Annotated in this window: 19 protein-coding genes; 12 read left to right on the forward strand and 7 right to left on the reverse strand. The window is 68.7% G+C overall.

Annotated features, from left to right (window positions below; all coding sequences use genetic code 11):
* Positions 1-13 precede the first annotated feature (13 nt).
* The 5 genes from AB7U46_RS05265 to AB7U46_RS05285 all read left to right on the forward strand — a co-directional run bounded on the left by AB7U46_RS05265 (position 14) and on the right by AB7U46_RS05285 (position 6355).
* Positions 14-304, forward strand: a complete 291-nt coding sequence (locus AB7U46_RS05265; RefSeq protein WP_428335892.1) for an ArsR/SmtB family transcription factor — start codon at positions 14-16, stop codon at positions 302-304.
* Positions 301-1353, forward strand: coding sequence for a permease (locus AB7U46_RS05270; RefSeq protein WP_428335893.1), 1053 nt, complete (start codon positions 301-303; stop codon positions 1351-1353). The genes AB7U46_RS05265 and AB7U46_RS05270 overlap by 4 nt, the downstream gene beginning before the upstream one ends.
* A 12-nt stretch (positions 1354-1365) precedes the next feature.
* On the forward strand, positions 1366-1602 hold the full coding sequence (locus tag AB7U46_RS05275; protein WP_428335894.1) for a thioredoxin family protein: 237 nt from the start codon (positions 1366-1368) through the stop codon (positions 1600-1602).
* A 143-nt stretch (positions 1603-1745) separates the two neighbouring features.
* The gene (locus tag AB7U46_RS05280; protein ID WP_428335895.1) at positions 1746-3221 is read left to right on the forward strand and encodes an efflux RND transporter periplasmic adaptor subunit; all 1476 of its coding nucleotides are present in this window, start codon (positions 1746-1748) and stop codon (positions 3219-3221) included.
* A complete protein-coding gene (locus AB7U46_RS05285) occupies positions 3218-6355 on the forward strand; it encodes an efflux RND transporter permease subunit (protein ID WP_428335896.1) in 3138 nt (1045 codons plus the stop codon). The genes AB7U46_RS05280 and AB7U46_RS05285 overlap by 4 nt, the downstream gene beginning before the upstream one ends.
* 40 nt (positions 6356-6395) lie before the next feature.
* On the opposite strand, the gene AB7U46_RS05290 is transcribed toward AB7U46_RS05285, so the two are convergent.
* Positions 6396-6737, reverse strand: coding sequence for a zinc ribbon domain-containing protein YjdM (locus tag AB7U46_RS05290; RefSeq protein WP_428335897.1), 342 nt, complete (start codon positions 6735-6737; stop codon positions 6396-6398).
* Between the two features lie 86 nt (positions 6738-6823).
* Here AB7U46_RS05290 and dgt point away from each other — a divergent pair, with 86 nt between their 5' ends.
* The gene (dgt, locus tag AB7U46_RS05295; protein ID WP_428335898.1) at positions 6824-8188 is read left to right on the forward strand and encodes a dGTP triphosphohydrolase; all 1365 of its coding nucleotides are present in this window, start codon (positions 6824-6826) and stop codon (positions 8186-8188) included.
* Positions 8189-8193: 5 nt separating this feature from the next.
* On the opposite strand, the gene AB7U46_RS05300 is transcribed toward dgt, so the two are convergent.
* On the reverse strand, positions 8194-8982 hold the full coding sequence (locus tag AB7U46_RS05300) for a response regulator transcription factor (RefSeq protein WP_428335899.1): 789 nt from the start codon (positions 8980-8982) through the stop codon (positions 8194-8196).
* A 131-nt stretch (positions 8983-9113) separates the two neighbouring features.
* Between AB7U46_RS05300 and AB7U46_RS05305 the strand changes: the two genes are divergently transcribed.
* The 6 genes from AB7U46_RS05305 (at position 9114) to speD (ending at position 14304) form a co-directional block, all read left to right on the forward strand.
* Positions 9114-10241, forward strand: a complete 1128-nt coding sequence (locus tag AB7U46_RS05305) for an ABC transporter ATP-binding protein (RefSeq protein ID WP_428335900.1) — start codon at positions 9114-9116, stop codon at positions 10239-10241.
* 25 nt (positions 10242-10266) lie between these two features.
* Positions 10267-11421, forward strand: a complete 1155-nt coding sequence (locus tag AB7U46_RS05310) for an ABC transporter substrate-binding protein (protein WP_428335901.1) — start codon at positions 10267-10269, stop codon at positions 11419-11421.
* Positions 11422-11434: 13 nt separating this feature from the next.
* Positions 11435-12292 carry an ABC transporter permease gene (locus AB7U46_RS05315; protein ID WP_428335902.1) on the forward strand — a complete coding sequence of 286 codons (858 nt, stop codon included), beginning with the start codon at positions 11435-11437 and terminating at the stop codon, positions 12290-12292.
* Positions 12293-12299: 7 nt separating this feature from the next.
* A complete protein-coding gene (locus AB7U46_RS05320) occupies positions 12300-13115 on the forward strand; it encodes an ABC transporter permease (protein WP_428335903.1) in 816 nt (271 codons plus the stop codon).
* Position 13116: 1 nt separating this feature from the next.
* Positions 13117-13881 (forward strand): SDR family NAD(P)-dependent oxidoreductase, encoded by a 765-nt coding sequence (locus AB7U46_RS05325; RefSeq protein WP_428335904.1) that lies wholly within the window; start codon positions 13117-13119, stop codon positions 13879-13881.
* A 72-nt stretch (positions 13882-13953) separates the two neighbouring features.
* Positions 13954-14304 (forward strand): adenosylmethionine decarboxylase, encoded by a 351-nt coding sequence (gene speD / locus AB7U46_RS05330; RefSeq protein WP_428335905.1) that lies wholly within the window; start codon positions 13954-13956, stop codon positions 14302-14304.
* Here the strand turns inward: speD and AB7U46_RS05335 are convergent.
* From AB7U46_RS05335 to AB7U46_RS05355, 5 genes are read right to left on the reverse strand one after another with little or no spacing between them, the layout of a single operon-like run.
* Positions 14301-15878 carry a polyamine aminopropyltransferase gene (locus AB7U46_RS05335; RefSeq protein WP_428335906.1) on the reverse strand — a complete coding sequence of 526 codons (1578 nt, stop codon included), beginning with the start codon at positions 15876-15878 and terminating at the stop codon, positions 14301-14303. The two genes, speD and AB7U46_RS05335, sit on opposite strands and share 4 nt — an antisense overlap.
* 10 nt (positions 15879-15888) lie before the next feature.
* Positions 15889-16113 carry a DUF350 domain-containing protein gene (locus tag AB7U46_RS05340; RefSeq protein WP_428335907.1) on the reverse strand — a complete coding sequence of 75 codons (225 nt, stop codon included), beginning with the start codon at positions 16111-16113 and terminating at the stop codon, positions 15889-15891.
* 10 nt (positions 16114-16123) lie between these two features.
* Positions 16124-16285, reverse strand: coding sequence for a hypothetical protein (locus tag AB7U46_RS05345; RefSeq protein ID WP_428335908.1), 162 nt, complete (start codon positions 16283-16285; stop codon positions 16124-16126).
* The gene (locus tag AB7U46_RS05350; protein WP_428335909.1) at positions 16282-17580 is read right to left on the reverse strand and encodes a DUF4178 domain-containing protein; all 1299 of its coding nucleotides are present in this window, start codon (positions 17578-17580) and stop codon (positions 16282-16284) included. The genes AB7U46_RS05345 and AB7U46_RS05350 overlap by 4 nt, the downstream gene beginning before the upstream one ends.
* On the reverse strand, positions 17577-18173 hold the full coding sequence (locus AB7U46_RS05355) for a DUF4178 domain-containing protein (RefSeq protein ID WP_428335910.1): 597 nt from the start codon (positions 18171-18173) through the stop codon (positions 17577-17579). The genes AB7U46_RS05350 and AB7U46_RS05355 overlap by 4 nt, the downstream gene beginning before the upstream one ends.
* Positions 18174-18215: the final 42 nt, after the last annotated feature.

The raw sequence follows: 18215 nt of genomic DNA on the forward strand, positions 1-18215 counted from the left end.
AGGAGGAGCTCCGATGATTCTGTCCGTTCTCGCCGCCCTTGCCGAACCGACGCGCCTTGGCGTGATCCCGCTTCTGGCGGACGGGTCGGAGCATTGCGTCTGCGAGCTGATGCGCAAGCTCGACGCCACTCAAAGCCGGATGTCGCGCCATATGCAGGTGCTCAAGCAGGCCGGGATCGTCGTCGACCGGCGCGATGCGCAATGGGTGCGCTACCGGCTGAACCCGGAGATGCCGCCCGAGATCCGCGCCGTGCTTGCCGCCGTGCTCGCCGCTGACGCCCGTGAGGAAAGGAACGTCGCATGAGTGTTTCCGTCTCTCCCGCCCGGCCGGGGCGGCCCGACTGGCTCTGGCATCTGGGGGTCGTCGCCTTCGTCGCGCTCTGGTGGCTGGTCTATCGCCAGCTCGTTCCGGTCGCGGAATGGATCACCGCCTTTTTCCCGGTCGAGCGTCACAGCCACACCGGCGAGGCGATCGCCTTCTTCTTCTACGACGTGCCGAAGGTGATGATGCTGCTCACGCTGATCGTCTTCGCGATGGGCGTGGTGCGCAGCTTCTTCTCGCCGGAAAAGACCCGCGCGCTGCTCTCGGGCCGGCGTGAGGGGGTGGGCAATGTCTTCGCCGCGATGCTCGGCATCGTGACGCCGTTCTGCTCCTGCTCGGCGGTGCCGCTTTTCATCGGCTTCGTCTCGGCGGGGATCCCGCTTGGCGTCACCTTCTCCTTCCTGATCGCGGCGCCGATGGTGAACGAGGTCGCGCTGATCCTGCTTTTCGGTCTCGTCGGCTGGCAGGTGGCGGCGATCTACCTCGGCTTTGGTCTGGTGATCGCGATCGTCGCGGGCTGGGTGATCGGCAAGCTGCATCTCGAGGGCTGGCTGCAGGACTGGGTGCGCGACATCCATTCCGGCGCCGATGTCGCGGTGGAGGGTGAACATCTGACGATGGTCGACCGCTACCGGCTGGGCCTTACCGCGGTGCGCGAGATCTTCGGCAAGGTCTGGCTCTGGATCATCCTCGGCATCGGCATGGGGGCGCTGATCCACGGCTATGTGCCCGAGGATCTGATGGTCCGCATCATGGGCGCCGGCACCTGGTGGAGCGTGCCCGCCGCGGTGGTGATGGGCATTCCGATGTACACCAACGCCGCCGGCGTGATCCCGATCGTCGAGGCGCTTCTGGGCAAGGGCGCGGCGCTCGGCACCGTTCTCGCCTTCATGATGAGCGTGATCGCGCTCTCGCTGCCCGAGATGATCATCCTGCGCCAAGTGCTGACGCTGCGCCTGATCGCCGTCTTCATCGGCGTCGTCACGGCCGGCATCCTGGCCGTCGGGTTCTTGTTCAACGTGATCTTCTGAAAGGAGAAAATCATGAAATCCGTCAAGGTTTACGGCCCCGGCTGCAAGCGCTGCGCGACCACCGAGGAGATGGTGCGCACCGCCGCCGCGAAGCTCGGCCTCGAGGTCGAGGTCGAGAAGGTCAGCGATCCGAAGGCGATCGCGATGGCGGGGGTGATGTCGACGCCCGGGATCTCGATCGACGGCCGGCTCGTGCATGCCGGCGGGCTGCCCGACGAGGCGAAGCTCGAAGGCTGGCTGAGCGCCTGAGCGCGCGGGGCGGCACGAAGGGGGGCGCAGCGGCGGCGGGGGGACGATTGGGGGAGGGCGATTGGTCGCGTTGGGCGATCTTGGGTCGTCCCGGCGCGGTTTCGCCGCCATACTGCCCCGGGGAATCAGAACAGGACAGAGAAATGACGACACCCGGCGAGGTTATCCGACGGCTGCTGATGGTCGCTGCGCCCGCTGCGCTTGGCGTGGCGGCGGTGCTTTATGCGGGCGAGCTGAAACAGCCGCCGGATGGCAGCGCCAAGGTGCCGCAGGCCGCGCCGGTGCGCGTGATCACGCTCGCGCCGGTCGATCTGGTGCCGCAGGTGCGCGGCTATGGCACGGTGGTGCCGGTGCATGAGTGGAAGGCCGTCGCCCGGGTCGAGGGCGAGATCGTCGAGATCGCGCGCCCGCTCGGCGCCGGTGATCTGGTGCGCGCGGGCACGCCGCTCTTTCGCATCGACGACACCGATCTGAAGCTCGACCTCGCCAATATCGACGCGCAGCTGGCCGCCTCGAAGGTCAAGGATGCGACGGTCGAGGACAGCCTCGCGCTCGCGCGCTCCGATCTCGCGCTCGCCCAGGCCGATCTGAAGCGGCAGGAGCAGCTGGCCGGGCAGAAGGTGGTGACGCAAAGCGCGCTCGAAACCAGCCGCCGGCAGGAGCTGACCGCGCGCACCAAGGTCACCGAGCTGCAAAGCCAGATCACCCTGAACGCGGCCGAGCGCGACGTGCTGGTGACGCAGCGCGCCTCGCTCGAACGCGCGATCGCGCTGGCGGAGATCCGTGCGCCCTTCGATCTGCGGGTGACCTCGCTCGACGCCGATCTCGGGCAATATGTCGCGCGCGGGCAAAGCCTGATGAGCGGCGAGGGCCTCGCCGCGGTCGATATTTCCGCGCAATTCCCGATCGGGCGGATCGGGCCGCTCCTGCGCCTCGCGGGGGAGGGGGCCGCGGTCACCGATCTCAAGGCGAAGGTGATGATGACCGAGCCGGAGAAAACGGTGAGCTGGGCCGCGCAGGTCGAACGGATGGGCGAGGCGATCGACGAGCGCACGCAAAGCGCGCCGGTCGTGGTGCGGGTGACCGAGCCGCTGGCGCAGAGCAAGGCGGGCGAGCGCCCGCCGCTGCGGCGCAACATGTTCGTCGAGGTGGTGCTTTCGGCGCCGAAACGCGCGGCGCTGGTGGTGCCCTTCGAGGCGGTGCAATCGGGTACGGCGCTGGTCGTCTCGGCCGAGGGCACGCTCGAGAAGCGCCCGGTGACGACCAGTTTCGTCTCCGGCGATCTGGCCGTTGTGGCGAAGGGGCTGGCCGCGGGCGACGTGCTGGTGATCACCGATCCGACGATCGCGGTGCCGGGCATGGCGGTGAAGCCGGTCGAGGATGAGGCGCGCAAGGCGCAGATCGCGGCCGAGGCGCTTGGCGGGTCGGGCAGCGGTGCGGCGAAGACCGGTGCCGGCAAGAGCGGCGCGGGCAAGAGTGACGCGACGAAGACGGACGCCACGAAGACCGATGCGACGAAGACGGACGCGGCCAAGGCCGATGGCGCGGCGCCCGCGCCGACGAAAACCGGAACCGGCACTGGCAACGGCAGCGGCGCCGGCAAGGGGACGACGCCATGATCCGTCTCTTTGCGGGCCACCGCACCGCCGCCAACATCCTGATGCTGGCGCTGCTCGGCCTTGGCCTGCTGGCCCTGCCGTCGCTGCAGCGCGACACTTTCCCGGCGACGCCGCCCTCCGATGTCTCGGTGCGCATCGCCTATCCGGGCGCCGCCTCCGCCGAGGTCGAGCGCGGCATCTGCACGCTGGCCGATCCGCTCCTGATGAAGGTCGAGAATCTCGCGAAACTGACCTGCCTCGCGCGCGAGAACGCCGCGCAGATCACCGCCGAGATTATCGAGGGCGCCGACATGGCGCGCTTTTACGCCGACATCAAGGACACCGTCGACGGCATCACGAGCTTTCCCGATCGTGCCGAACAGCCGGTGACCCAGATCGTCGAGCGCGAGGCCTCCGTCGCCTCGATCGCGGTGACCGGGCCCGAGGATCCGGCGGTGCTTTACGCCTATGCGCAGGGCCTCGCCGACCGGCTGCGCGCCGATCCGGCGATCTCGCTCGTCACCGTCAACGGCTTTTCCGACCGCGAGATCGCGATCGAATTCGATCAGGCCGCGCTCGAACGCTTCGGGCTCGACATGACCGCGATCGGCACGGCGCTCGCGCGCTATAGCCTCGACGTGCCCGGCGGTTCGATCGAGGGCCCCTCGGGCGAGATGGCGATCCGCTTTCTGGGCGAGAAACGCACCCCGCGCGAGCTCGCGCAGATCCCGGTCGCGGGTTCGGTCGCGGGGGGCGAGGTGCTGCTCGGCGATGTTGCGACGATCCGCGCGGGTTTCGACGATCCCGCGCAGGCAAGCTATTTCGGCGCCGAGCGCGCCGCGATCATCGCGGTCTCGAAGACCGCCTCGCAGGATGCGCTGAAGGTCAAGGCCGCGCTCGACCGCGACATCGCGCAGGCGCAGGCCGAGGCGCCCGGCAATATCAAGCTTTCGATCGCGGCGGATTCGACGCAGAACATCCGCGACCGGCTGCGCATCATCGGGCTGAACGGAGTGCAGGGGCTGGTGCTCGTGCTGGTGGCGATGTGGCTCTTCTTCGGGCTGCGCCTCTCGTTCTGGGTGGCGATGGGCCTGCCGGTGAGCTTCCTTGGCGCGATCTTCGCGATGCAGCTTCTGGGCTACACGATCAACATGATGACGATGGTCGCGCTGCTCGTCGCCACCGGCCTATTGATGGACGACGCGATCGTGATCTCGGAGAATATCGTGCGGCGCCGGCAGGCGGGCGAGAGCGCGCGGCAGGCCGCGGTGAACGGGGTGAAGCAGGTCGGCGGCGGCGTCTTCGCCTCCTTCCTGACCACGGTGATGGTGATCGGGCCGCTCAGCTTCCTCACCGGCAATATCGGCGCGCTGCTGAAATACATCCCGATCGTGCTCCTGATCACCCTGACGGTGAGCCTGATCGAGGCCTTCCTGATCCTGCCCGCGCACATGCGCCATTCGCTCGACCGCGACCTCAGCCCCGGGCCGGTGGCGCGGGTGGTGAACGGCGCCTTCGACCGTTTCCGCGACGGGGTGATCGTGCCGCTCGCCGATCTCGCGCTGCGCTTTCGCTACCTGACGCTCGGGCTCGCGATCTTCCTCGTGGCGATCTCGGTCGCGCCCTTCACCGGCGGCTTCATCAAATACCAGAGCTTCCCGACGCTCGAGAGCGACACCGTCGAGGCGCGGCTCCTGCTCCCCGACGGCGCGCCGCTCGCGCTGACCGAGGCGCGGGTGGCGAAAGTGGTCAAGGCGCTCACCGCGCTTGATGCCGAACTCACGCCGGGCCAGCCCGGCGGCCAGCCGCTGGTGCAAAGCTATACCGTCACCTACGGGGTCAACGCCGACAGCCCGACGACGGGGGCGAACATGGCGACGGTGAGCGCGGCGCTCCTGCCCGCCGGGGTGCGCACGACGGCGGTCGGCACCATCCTCGACCGCTGGAAGCAGCTCGTGGGGCGGATGCCCGACATGGCCGCCTTCCGCATCACCGACAAGGAGCGCGGCGCCGGCGGCAAGCCGATCGACCTTCTGGTGACCGGGCCCGATCTGACCGACCTCGCCACCACCGCGCGCGAATTGCGCAAGTTCTTCAGCGGTTTCGCGGGGGTGCGCGACGTCACCTTCGACCTCCAGCCGGGCAAGCCGGAGCTGGTGGTGGAGATGCGCCCGGCGCAGGCGAACCTGCTGGGCGTGACGCCGCAGGCGCTTGCGACCGAGCTGCGCGCGGCCTTCCGCGGCGATGCGGCGGTGAGCTTTTCCGATGCGCATGGCCAGATCGACGTGGTGGCGCGGCTCGCCGCGACCGACCGGCGCGCGATCGGCGACGTGCTCGCGCTGCGGGTGCCGGCGACGAGCGGCGCGCAGGTGCCGCTTGCGGCGGTGGCGACGGTCACGGTGACGCGCGGCTTCAACACGATCACCCATGTCGACGGCCAGCGCGCGGTTTCGGTGCAGGGCTCGATCGACGCGGCGATTGCCAACTCGCGCGAGCTGATGGCGGCGATGCGGGCCGATTACCTGCCGGGGCTTGCGGCGAAACATCCCGAGATCAAGGTCCGGGTGATCGGCGAGGAGGCCGATACCGCGACCACCGGCGCCTCGCTCGCGCGCTACATGGGGGCGGGGATCGCGGGGGTCTACCTGCTCCTCGCCTTCTACATGCAAAGCTTCCTGCGCCCGGTCGCGGTGCTGGCGGCGGTGCCGCTGAGCCTTGTCGGCGTGATGTGGGGGCATCTCGCGCTCGGGCTGCAGATCTCGCTGCCAAGCCTCGTCGGGCTGGCGACGCTCGCGGGCGTGGTGGTGAACAACTCGATCCTGCTCGACGATTTCATCGGCACGCGGCGGGCGGCGGGGGCCGGGATGATCGAGGCCGGGCGCGAGGCGGTGCGTGACCGGTTCCGCGCGATCTTCCTGACCTCGCTCACCACCGTGGTCGGGCTTGGCCCGCTGCTCTTCGAGCAGAGCACGCAGGCGCAGTTCCTGCGCCCGATCGTGGCGAGCCTCGCCTTCGGGCTGACCGCGGCGACGCTGCTCTCGCTTTTCGTGACGCCGGCGATCCTCGCGATCCTCGACGATCTCGGGCTGCGCCTGACGCGGCCCGAGGATGACGAGGAAAAGGCCCCCGCGGGCGGGGGCGTCGCCGCCGAATGAGCCTTGGCCCCGCGCCTCCCGGGTGCGGGGCTAGCGCCCGTCAGTCGGTGACCTTCTTCACGAATTGCGACTTCAGCCCGATCTGCCCGATGCCGGGGATCTTGCAGTCGATGTCGTGATCGCCATCGACGAGGCGGATGCCGCGCACCTTGGTGCCGACCTTGATCACGCTCGACGAGCCCTTGAGCTTCAGATCCTTGATCACCGTCACGCTGTCGCCATCGGCAAGCAGGTTGCCGACGCTGTCGCGCACCTCGGTGCCGGCCTCGGCCGTGGCGCCGGGCGACCATTCATGCCCGCATTCGGGGCAGACGAGCAGGGAATCCGCCTCATAAGTATAGGCGGAGCGGCATTCGGGGCACGGCGGCAGGGTCTGGGTCATGCGAATCGCTATAGCGGCTGGGGCGCCGTCGCGATAGGGGGGATGGGGCGGGGCGCTTCTCCCGCCCCGAAACGCAGGAGGGGGCGATGGCGGAGACGGTGATGAAATGGCGCGATCTGCTCAGCGCCGAGCGGCTGGGCGACAAGCGCTATCAGCCGCAGCAGACCCGCTCGATCTTCGTGCAGGATCACGACCGGATCGTGTTCTCCGCGCCGTTCCGCCGGCTCGCGAACAAGACCCAGGTGCAGCCGCTTTACGAGCATGACCACGTCCATCATCGGTTGATCCATTCGATCGAGGTGAGCAGCGTCGGCCGTTCGCTCGCGATGCAGATCGGTCATCAGCTGGTCGAGCGCGGCGAGATCGGCGTCGCGCAGGTCTCCGAGCTGGCCGATGTGGTGCAGGCCGCCTGCGTCGCCCATGACATCGGCAACCCGCCCTTTGGCCATTCCGGCGAGGCGGCGATGGGCGCCTGGTTCGCCGAGCGTTTCGCCGCCGGGCGCGGCATGATCGCCGAACTGCCGGAGGAGCTGCGCGGCGAATTCACCGCCTTTGAGGGCAACGCCCAGGGCTTTCGCATCCTCACCCGGATCGAGATGTATCGCGGCGAGGGCGGCATGCGGCTGTCGAAGGCGACGCTTGGCGCCTTTACGAAATACCCGGTGACGGAACGCGACCGCGCCGCCTGGCTCGGGCTGAAACTCGCCGCGCCGGCCTATGTCGGGCTGAAGAAATTCGGCCTCTTCGCCTCCGACCTGCCGCAGTTCACCGCCGCGGCGGAGACGCTCGGCCTGCCGCCAAAGGGGCTTGGCAGCGCCCGTTTCCGCGCCCGCCATCCGCTTGTCTTCGTGATGGAGGCGGCCGACGACATCACCTATAACATCGTCGATCTCGAAGATGCCTTCACCATGCGCGAGCTGCCCTTCGAGGCGGTGCGGGAGGTGCTTTGCCGCATCGGCCGGATGCCGAGCCGCGGCCTCGATCAGATGACCGAGGCGGAGGTGATCGCCTATCTGCGCGCGGTGAGCATCGGCGTGGCGATCGAGGCCTGCGCCGCGGCCTTCATGGAAAACTACCCGGCGATCATGCGCGGCACCTTCTCGCGCGATCTGATCGGGGCAAGCGCGCTTGGTGCCGACTTCGCCGAGATCCGCAAGATGGCGCGCGAGCGGATCTTCACCGCGCCGCGCAAGACCGAGCTGGAGATCTCCGGCCGGCGGGTGATCGACAATGTGATGAGCGGGGTGCTGCCGGTCTTCGAGGATCTCGCCGCGCAGGGCTGGCAGGCGGAGCGGCTTGCCCCGCACACGCAGCAGCTGCAACGCGCGCTCGCGCTCGATCTGCGCGGGGTCGGCGATGCCGAAGGCGCGCTGCACACGCTTGCGGATTTCATCTCGGGCATGACCGATCGCTACGCGCTGCGGATCTCGCGCATGCTCTCGGGCACCTGAGCGGCTCAGTCGAGCTCGGCCAGCGCGGCGATGAAACGGGAGAACAGCTCCCCCTGCGAGCCGATGCGCAACTTGCTGTAGATGTTGCGCTTGTGGATCCGCACCGTGCCCGGCGAGATGCCGAGCGTCTGGCCCGTCGCCTCGGCGGAATAGCCCTTGAGCGTGTATTCCACGATCTCGGTCTCGCGCGGGGTGAGCAGGTTGCGCCCGACGTTCTGGAAGGCGGCCTCGATCAGCGCGGCAAGGCGCGGCCCCTCCTGCGCGGGGGCGGGCTGGGCTTCGAACTGGCTCACCAGCCCCTCCCAGTTGCGCCGCGCCGCCGCCGCGACGAAGGGCACCACCGCGGCCAGCTCGCGGAACTCGCGCGCCGAGAACACCCGCGAGGTCCGCATCGCCGAGATCACCACGCTTACCCCGTGACCGGCGTCGACCATGAAGCCGATCTCCTCGGCAAGCTCGGTCTGGACGTAGTAATTGCGGAAATATTCGCCCTGATAGAAGCGGTCGGGCGCGACCTCGCGCAGCCGCACCAGCCGCGGCACCACCGGCGCCATCGAGTTCAGGTAGAGCGGGTCGAGCAGATAGGGCCCGGCCTGATAATCGGCGACCATCACCTGCCGCTTCCAGGCGGGGAACTCGTCATGCAGCGCGATCGGGCGGCGGTCCTCGTGATAGGCGAAGGTCACGGAGTGCTCGAAGGGCGCCACCGTGCGCAGCGCCGCCACCAGCCGCGCGGCGAACTCGGGGGTGCCGAGCGCCTCGACGACGCCGGCGCTGGCCTCGATCCAGTTCATCTGCCTTTTCCTCCCCCGACCGCGGCCCGTATGCTTTTTGGGATATATACAGCCAAATCAGTATTTCTTACGATTTTCCGTAAATCAAGAATAGGCCGCCATCGTGCGGACCGACAGGGAAAGAACGACGGATGACATATGCGACGGCCCAAGGCACCGTCCGCGCCAGCGCGGCGATCGCCGAATTCGTCAACACGACGAAGCGGTATGGCGAGGTGCTCGCCGCCGACCGGCTCAACCTGCGCATCGAGCGCGGCGAGTTCCTCTCCTTCCTCGGCCCCTCGGGCTGCGGCAAGACCACCGCGCTGCGCATGCTCGCGGGTTTCGAGGCGCCGAGCGAGGGCACGATCCTGATCGACGGGCAGGAGCTGGCCGCCGAGCCCGCGCACAAGCGCCCGGTCAACATGGTGTTCCAGCATTACGCGCTTTTCCCGCATATGACGGTGGCGGAGAATGTCGGCTTCGGCCTGCGCCAGCGCCGCCCGAAACTGGCGCGCGCCGAGATCGAGGCGCGGGTGGCGAAGGCGCTCGAGACGGTGCGGCTGGGCGATTTCGGGCCGCGGCGGATCTGGCAGATGTCGGGCGGTCAGCAGCAGCGCGTGGCGCTCGCCCGGGCGATCGTGAACGAGCCGAAGATCCTGCTCCTCGACGAGCCGATGGCCGCGCTCGATGCGAAGCTGCGCGGCGAGATGCAGATGGAGCTGCTTTCGCTGCAGCGCAAGCTCGGCATCACCTTCGTGCTGGTCACCCATGACCAGGAGGAGGCGCTTTCGATGTCGGACCGGATCTGCATCATGGGCAAGGGGCGGATCGTGCAGATCGGCACCCCGCGCGAGCTTTATGACCGGCCGGCGAACCGCTACGTCGCCGATTTCGTCGGGCGCGCGAACATCCTGCCCGCGACGGTCGAGACGGTCTCGGGCGAGAGCGCGCAGGTGCGTCTGGCGAGCGGGCTTGCGGTGCAGGTCGCAGCGCCCTTCGCCACCGCGCCCGGCGCGCCCGTCGAGGTCGCGGTGCGGCCCGAGACGCTGCGCCTCGCGCTTGCGCCCGAAGCTGGCGCGGCGGCGATCGAGGCCGTGGTCAGCCACATGACCTTCCTTGGCGAGCATATCGAATACCTGCTGCAGCACCCGGATCTGGGGCCGCTGCAGGTCATGGTGCCCAGACAGGCCGAAAGAGCACTGCCGGGCGCCGGCGTGGGCAGCACGCTCCACGTCCTGTGGGATCCAGGCGCGGGCCTGATCCTTGGAAAAGACTGACCTCCTCCAACAAGGGAACACACCGATGCAAGACGACAAGACGCCGATCACCCGGCAGAAATTCATGGAAGAACTGCGTCGCTACCAGAAGGGCTCGGTCACCCGCCGGCACTTCCTCGGCGTGACCGGCCTCGGCACCGCGATGGCGGTGATGGGCGGCGCGCTGCCGATGCTGCGCCCCTCGCGCGCGATGGCGGGCGATATCGGCGACCGCGTCGTGCTCGCCACCTGGCCGAACTACCACGACCCGGACAATTTCGCGATCTTCCAGAAGGACACCGGCGCCGCGGTGCAGGTCAATGTCTTCGGCTCGAACGAGGAAATGCTCGCCAAGCTGCAGGCGGGTGGTTCGGGCTGGGATGTCTTCGTGCCGACGAATTACACGATCACCACCTATGTCGAGGCCGGTCTGATCGAGCCGCTCGATCTGTCGAAACTGCCCAATTACGACGCCGCCGCCTTCGAGGCGCGCTTTGCCGATGCCGGCACCGTCGACGGCAAGCTTTACGCCGTGCCGAAGAACTGGGGCACGACCGGCATGTCCTGGGACAGCAGCAAGTCGAAGGCCCCCTTCACCAGCTGGAAGGAGTTCTTCGACGTCACGATGACCGATTTCTCGGGTCGCACGATCGTTCATGACTATCAGCTCACCACGATCGGCAACGCGCTGAAATACTTCGGCTATTCCTTCAACTCGGTCGATCCGAAGGAACTCGCCGACGCCGAGAAACTGCTGATCGAGGTGAAGCCGCATCTTTTCGCGATCACCTCCGACTACCAGCCGCCGATGCGCAATGGCGACGCCTGGCTCACCATGTGCTGGACCGGCGAGGGCAAGCAGATGAACCGCGACATGCCCGAGATCCTCTTCGCGCTCGGCAAGGAGGGCGGCGAGATCTGGTCCGATTACTACGCGATCCCGAAAAGCGCGCCGCATCGCGACGCCGCCTATGCGCTGATCAACTTCCTGATCGACCCGGCGGTGAACGCGCGCGAGGCGATGGCGCATGGCTTCCCGGTGGCGGATGCCCGCGTCAACGCGCTCCTGCCCAAGGAGATGCTCGAGGATCCGATCCTGCATCCGGCGGCCGATCTGCTCAACGCGCTCGAATTCGGCGCGGCGGCGACGCTGACCGACCCGAACCGCGCCGAGCTGATGGCGCGCTTCAAGGCAGCCTGACGGAGGGCGGAGGATGGCGATGACAAAGCGGCAGGCGCGGTTTCTCCTGCTCGGGCCGGCGGGGCTGTGGTATGCGGCGCTGCTGGTGCTGCCGCTTGCCGTCGTGCTCGTCTATTCCTTCGGCGAGCGGGGGGCTGCGGGCGGTTACGCCCCGGCCTTCACGCTCGCCCAATATGCCAATCTCGGCGCGCGCTGGGCGGCGTTCCGCAACACGCTGATGCTCGCCCCCGCGGGCACGCTCGCGGCGCTGATCATCGCCTATCCGCTGGCCTATTTCCTTGCGGTGCGGGTCACGGCGCGCTGGCGCACGCTGCTTCTGGTGCTGGTGATCGTGCCGTTCTGGACCTCGATCCTGATCCGCAGCTACGCCTGGATCTTCCTCCTGGGCGGGCGCGGCATTCCGCAGCTGCTCTCCAGCCTCGGGCTGGGGGATTTCCGGCTCATCAACACGCCCTTCGCGGTGCTTGTCGGCATCGTCTACGGCTATCTGCCGCTGATGGTCTTCCCGATCTATGTCAGCCTCGAAAAGCTCGACAAGCGGCTCCTGGAGGCCGCGGGAGATCTCGGCGCGCCGCCCTGGCGCAGCTTTCTTCAGGTGACGCTGCCGCTTTCGCTGCCGGGGGTGGCGACCGGCTCGATGCTCGTCTTCATCCTCTTGATGGGGGAATATCTGATCCCGCAGATGCTCGGCGGCGGCAAGGTCTTCTTCGTCGGCAATGCGCTCGTCGATCTCTTCCTGCAATCGCGCAACTGGGCCTTCGGCTCGGCGGTCTCGGTGACGCTGGTCGCGGTGATGCTGGTGACGGTGACGCTCTACATGCGGTTTCTGCGCCGCGTCGGGGCGGCGCGCGACGATGTCGGGCTGATGTGAGGCACTCATGAGACTTTATGCTCTGGCGGTCTACGCCTTCCTCTACCTGCCGATCGGCATCATCGCGCTCTTCAGCTTTTCCGCCGGCCGCTCGGCAAGCCAGATGCAGGGGTTTTCCGTGCAATGGTATGGCAAGGCGCTGTCGAACCCTTTCGTGATCGACGCACTGAAGACCTCGGTCGCGGTCGCCTTCGGCTCGGCGCTGCTCGCAAGCCTCTGCGGCACGATGGCGGCGATGGCGCTGACCGGGATGAAGGGGCGGCTGCGCACGCTTTTCGACGCGCTGATCTATATCGCGGTGATGATCCCCGGCATCGTGATCGGCATCGCCACGCTGATCGCCCTCGTCACCGTCTTCGATCTGGTGAACCCCTGGCTCGACGCGGTGACCGGATGGCGGCTTTCGATGGGCTATGGCAGCCTCGTCGCGGCGCATGGGCTCTTTACCATGTCGCTCGTCATCATCCTCGTGCGCGCCCGGATCGAGGGGATGGACCGCGCGCTGATCGAGGCGGCCTCCGACCTTGGCGCGGGGCCCTTGGCGACCTTCCGGCAGGTGACGCTGCCGCTCCTCGCCCCCGCGATCCTCGCCGGTTTCCTGCTGAGTTTCACCTTCAGCTTCGATGATTTCATCATCGCCTTCTTCGTGGCCGGGTCGGAGACGACGCTGCCGATCTACATCTTCTCGTCGATCCGGCGGGGGGTGACGCCCGAGATCAACGCCATCGGCACGATGGTGATGGCGGCCTCGCTCCTGATCCTGATCTTCGCGCAACTGACCCTGCGGCGGGGCGAGAAACCCGCCGCGCAAAAGGAGAACTGACATGAACGGCTGTCTCGAAGGGCGCGTCGCGCTCGTCACCGCGGCGGGCTCGGGGATCGGGCGCGCCGGGGCGCTCGCGATGGCGGCGGAGGGGGCGCGCGTGGTGGTGACCGATCTGCGCGCCGATCTGGCCGGGGAGACGGCGGCGGCGATCCGCGCCGCGGGGGGGCAGGCCGAGGCCGCGGGGCTCGATGCGCGCGACGATGCGGCGATCCGCGCGACGGTCGCGGCGGTGGTCGCGCGCCACGGCCGGATCGACGTGCTCCATTCCCATGCCGGGGTGCAGATCGCGGGCAAGCTCGAGGCGGTCAGCGCCGATGAGATGGACCTCGCCTGGGCGCTCAACGTGCGGGCGCATTTCGTCGCCGCGCAGGCGGTGCTCGCGCCGATGCGCGCGCAGGGCGGCGGTTCGGTGATCGTCACCGCCTCGAATTCCGGCTGCCAATACGACCGCGGCATGATCTCCTATGCCACCACGAAACACGCGGCGGTGGCGATGGTGCGGCAGATGGCGGCGGATTACGCGCGCGAGAACATCCGTTTCAACGCGCTCTGCCCGGGCTTCGTCGACACCCCCTTCAACGCCGGGTTCGAGCGCCAGATGGGCGGGCGCAAGGCGCTCGAGGGCTATGTCGCCGAGACGATCCCGATGGGCCGCTGGGCGAGCGTCGAGGAGATCGCCGAGGGCATCGTCTATCTCGCCTCGCCGAAATCCTCCTTCGTCACCGGGCTGGCGCTGGTGATCGACGGCGGCGAGATCCTCTGAGCCGCCCGCGCGTCATTGCGGGTGACAAGGCCAGCGCAATCGCGCAAGACGGGGGCGAGGAGGGCCGCCGCCATGCGCCAGACCGATTTCGCCCCGGGGATGCACCTGCTGCTCGATCTCGAGGGGGCGCGTGACCTTGCCGATGCGCCCCGGCTCGAGGCGGTGCTGCGTGGTGCCGCCGCGGTTGCGGGCGCGCGGGTGATCGGCGCGCAGTTCCGCAGCTTCGGCGCGGGGCAGGGGGTGACCGGCGTCGTGCTGCTCGCGGAATCGCATATCTCGATCCACACCTGGCCCGAGACCGGTTTCGCCGCGGTCGACATCTTCATGTGTGGCGGCTCGGCGCCCGAACGCGCCCGCGCCCATATCGAGGCGGAACTCGCCCCCGAGCGCGCGCGCTGCACCGCGATCCGCCGCGGCGCCTAGCGAAACCAGGCGTCCCAGCCCTCGTTGTAATAGCTCACGAGCGGATGCGATTGCAGCCGGTTCACCAGCGCGGGCAGATCGCCCTCGTCGGGGGCGAAGATCTGCGCCGCGGCCCAGGTTTCCGGCGTGAGGTAGCGCAGACCCGCGGGCAGGCCGGCCGCCAGTGCGCCAAGGCGCGGCGCGATCGGGCGCGGCGCGGCGAGGGTGAAGCCCCAGTCGCCGAAGCTCGGCACCCAGACGTGATAGGGCAGCACATGAAGCGTGGCGCCCGGCGCGCCCGGGTTGCGCGTCGCGGCGAGGCTGTGCACCACCGACCAATAGCCCTTGCGCGCGAAAAGCGGCGCGCCCGACTGCACCACGATCAGCCCCTCCGCAGTCACCCGCTCGGCGAGCATCGCGTAGAATTCCTGCGTGTAAAGCTTTGAGAGCGCGATGGATTTCGGGTCGGGCAGGTCGACGATGATGACGTCGTAGCTGGTCTGGTCGGCGGCGACGAAGCGCCAGGCGTCCTCCGTCACGATGCGCAGCCGCGGATCGGTGAGCGATCCGCGGTTGAGCGCGACGAGATCGGGGTTGGTGCGGAAAAGCCCGGTCACCGCGGCGTCGAGATCGACCAGCGTGACCGCGCGCACCTCGGGGTGGCGGAACACCTCGCGCGCGGCAAGCCCGTCGCCGCCGCCAAGGATCAGCACGTTTTCGCGCCGCGCGGCCAGCGCCATCGCCGGCTGCACGAGCATCTCGTGGTAGCGGTATTCGTCCTGGCTGTCGAACTGGATCGAGGCGTCGAGGAAGAGCCGGAACCGGTCGCGAAAGCGGGTGACGGTGATCTGCTGATAGGGGCTGGCCGCGCTCAGCACGATCTCGTCGTCGTAAAGGCTCGCCTCGGCGACGGAGACCATGCGCTCGGCCTGGCTCAGCCCGAGGACCGAGACCGCGAGGGCGAGCGCCCAGACCGCGACGAGCGCACGGCTCATCCGCGCGCGAAAGAGCCAGAGCGACAGCCCCGCCACCATCAGGTTGAGGATGCCGAAGGCGAGCGAGGCCGACATCAGCCCGAGATGCGGCACGATCAGCAGCGGAAAGGCGACCGAGGCGACGAGCGCGCCGACATAGTCGAAGCTCAGCACGTTCTCGAAGCGGAAGGCAGGGGCGCCGATCTCCTTCAGCACCCGCGCGATCAGCGGGATCTCCATCCCGCTCAGCACCCCGGTGAGCACGAGCAGCCCGTAAAGCGGCAATTCGACCGCGCCGGTCCAGACATAGGAGAAATAGAGCGCGGGCGCCATGAACCCGCCGATCAGGCCAAGCGCGATCTGCGCGCGCACGAAGCCGGTCACCGCCTCGCCCACCGCGCGCGAGACCCAGGCGCCCAGCCCCATCGCGGCGAGGAAGACGCCGATCACCAGCGAGAACTGCTTCACGCTGTCGCCGAGCAGGTAGCTCGAGAGCGTGGCGGCCACGAGCTCGTAGATCATCCCCGCCGCGGCGACGAGGAAGGTGGCGACGAGCAGCCAGATCTCGCGCCCGCGCTCGGGCGTCATCGCGGCCCCGGGGCCGGGCTCGGCGGCGCTCAAGATCGGGCGCTCACGACAGGATGACGGCGGCGATGATGATCGCGAGGGAAAGGAACAGCGCCCCGATCAGGATCGCGAGGGCGGTGTTCTGGTCCTCCTCGATCTCCTTCACCACCGGGAAGGGGGCGATCCGGGTGATCCCCCACCAGCACAGGCCCATGAGCCCGACACCAAGCGCGGTGTAAAAGATGGTGGAGACGACTTCGGCAGGGTTGATGGCCGAGAAAAGGGTCATGCCGGGCCTTTCATTTGACATTTGCATTGGCGAAGGAATTGCCCGCCGATCCGGCGCGGATCGAGCGGTCGAGACCGGTGCTTTCGCCGCCGATCCCCATCTGTCCGAGGTAGATCCCGCCGCCGACGGTGCACAGCACGGCAAGCAGGAAGGCGATGCGCAGCGGGGTCAATCGTCGTCCTCCCAGTCGGATCCGGCCCAGCGCCGGCGGCGGCGCAGCTCACCGCGCAGGTAAAGCGCGCCGGCCACGACCGCAAGGCCGAGCGCGGCGAGGAGCGAGGGCACCCCGCTCGCCACGCCGGTGCGGGCGCTGACGGTGAGGGGTGGCGGAGGTGCGCCGCTTGCCGCCTCGCCGAAGCCCGCCTCGGGCAGGTCGATCTCAAGCGTGTAATCGCCCGCGATCTCGGGGTGAAAGCGGATCCGGGCGCCGCGGCTGTCCTCGGTCCAGCGGCCGTCGCTGTCGGTGCCGGAATAATAGCCAAGCTCGCGGGTGGCCTGAAAGAGCGGCTGATCCTCCGGGTCGCTCAGCGTGATCTCGAGCCCGGCCCAGCTGTTCACCGTAAGCTGCCCGTCAAAGCGCAGCTCGGTGAGCCGGGTGGTCTCGGCGATCGGCAGCACGATCTCCGCGGGCAGGCTGCCGGGGGCAAAGCTGCGCGGGGCGAGCAGCTCCTGCCCCTGGCTCAGCCCGAGCACCCCCGCCGCGAGGAGCGAGACGACCGCGCCCGCGGCACTCGTCCAAAGTGCGAAACGCTCGGTGCCGTGCTCGCCCTCGGGCATCAGCGGGTGGGGGCCGCGCGGGCGCGGCGGATCGCTGACGCCAAAGGCGGCCCAGGTCGTGGCCGGGTCGAGCCAGCGGCTGCGCTCGATCTCGCGCTCTGTGCCGGTCTCGGCATAGGCGAGCATCGTCTGCGGGCCGAGCAGGCTCACCGTGACGGTGCGGTCACCGACCCGCGGGCGCCAGGTGAATTCGCCCTCGGCAAAGGTGATCCGGCTCGTCGCGGTCTCGTAATAGGTGAACCGCTCGCCGTCGCTCCAGGCCTGCGGGCGGTTTTCGGCGCGCTCGACTTGCGCCGGGCTGATCCAGCCGGGGCTCACCGCCTTGCGCCAGCGCCGGGAGAAGGTCAGATGCCCGGATTCGAGCGTGATCCAGCCATAGCCGTGGGTTTCCGAATAGATCAGGTGGTCGACCCAGTGCCAGCTGCGCCCGCGCCAGCTCTCGCTCTGGCCAAGCACGCCGATCACCCGCCAGCTTTGCCCGAGGATCCGCCCCTCGGCGCCGATCTTCAGCGGCGTCTCCGGGCGCGGCATCCCGGCGAAGCGGCGCAACAGGCGGTAATTCTCGAGCGCGTCGAGCTCGGCGCCGCAATAGCCGCAGACATGGGTCGTCACCCGTCCGCCGCCGAGCACGTCGAGCCCGGCGCCGCAATTCGGGCAGGAGATCTGCCGCAGGCTGGCCGGATCCCTCATGCCGGGGTGACCTCGAACGGGTCGAACCAGCTGCCGAGGAACCAGAGCCAGCCGTCCGGCCCGCGCTCGCCCGAGAGCAGCCGCCCGGTGGCATCGGCGCAGTCGACGAAGCGATAGCGTTCGCCCAGGCGCAGCACTTCCGGGAAGAGGCCGCGCAGCGCGAGGCATTCGGCGGTCTCGGCCTCGGTCACGGTGAAGGTCGCGCCCGCGGTGGGGATCTTCGTGCCGAGCGGCAGATCGCGCGGCACCCTTGGCGCGGCGCTGGGGGCAAGCGCGCGCTGGATCACCACATCGCCCTCGTCGACCGAGATCCAGACGCCGGCGCCGTCCTCCGCCTCGGCCCAGAACTCGTCCCATTCGCCGCGGCCATAGCCGAAGCGCGCCTGACCGCGGGGGTGATAGAGCGTCCCGCCGATCCGCAGCGGCGTGCCGAGCGCGATCAGCGCGGGGCCCTCGTGCATCACGCCGGAACTGCCCGCCGCGCGAAAGGCCCCGTCCTCGAGAAAGGAGGTCGTGCCGCAATAGGGGCAGCTCGCCATCTTCAGCGAGGCAAAGCGGGGGCCAAGCCCCGCACCGCATTTCGGACAATGCATTTCTTCCATGCCGGCAGGATGGCGCAAACCGCGCGGGGTGCA

Source organism: Paenirhodobacter sp., assembly GCF_050177655.1.
Classification (GTDB): domain Bacteria; phylum Pseudomonadota; class Alphaproteobacteria; order Rhodobacterales; family Rhodobacteraceae; genus Rhodobacter.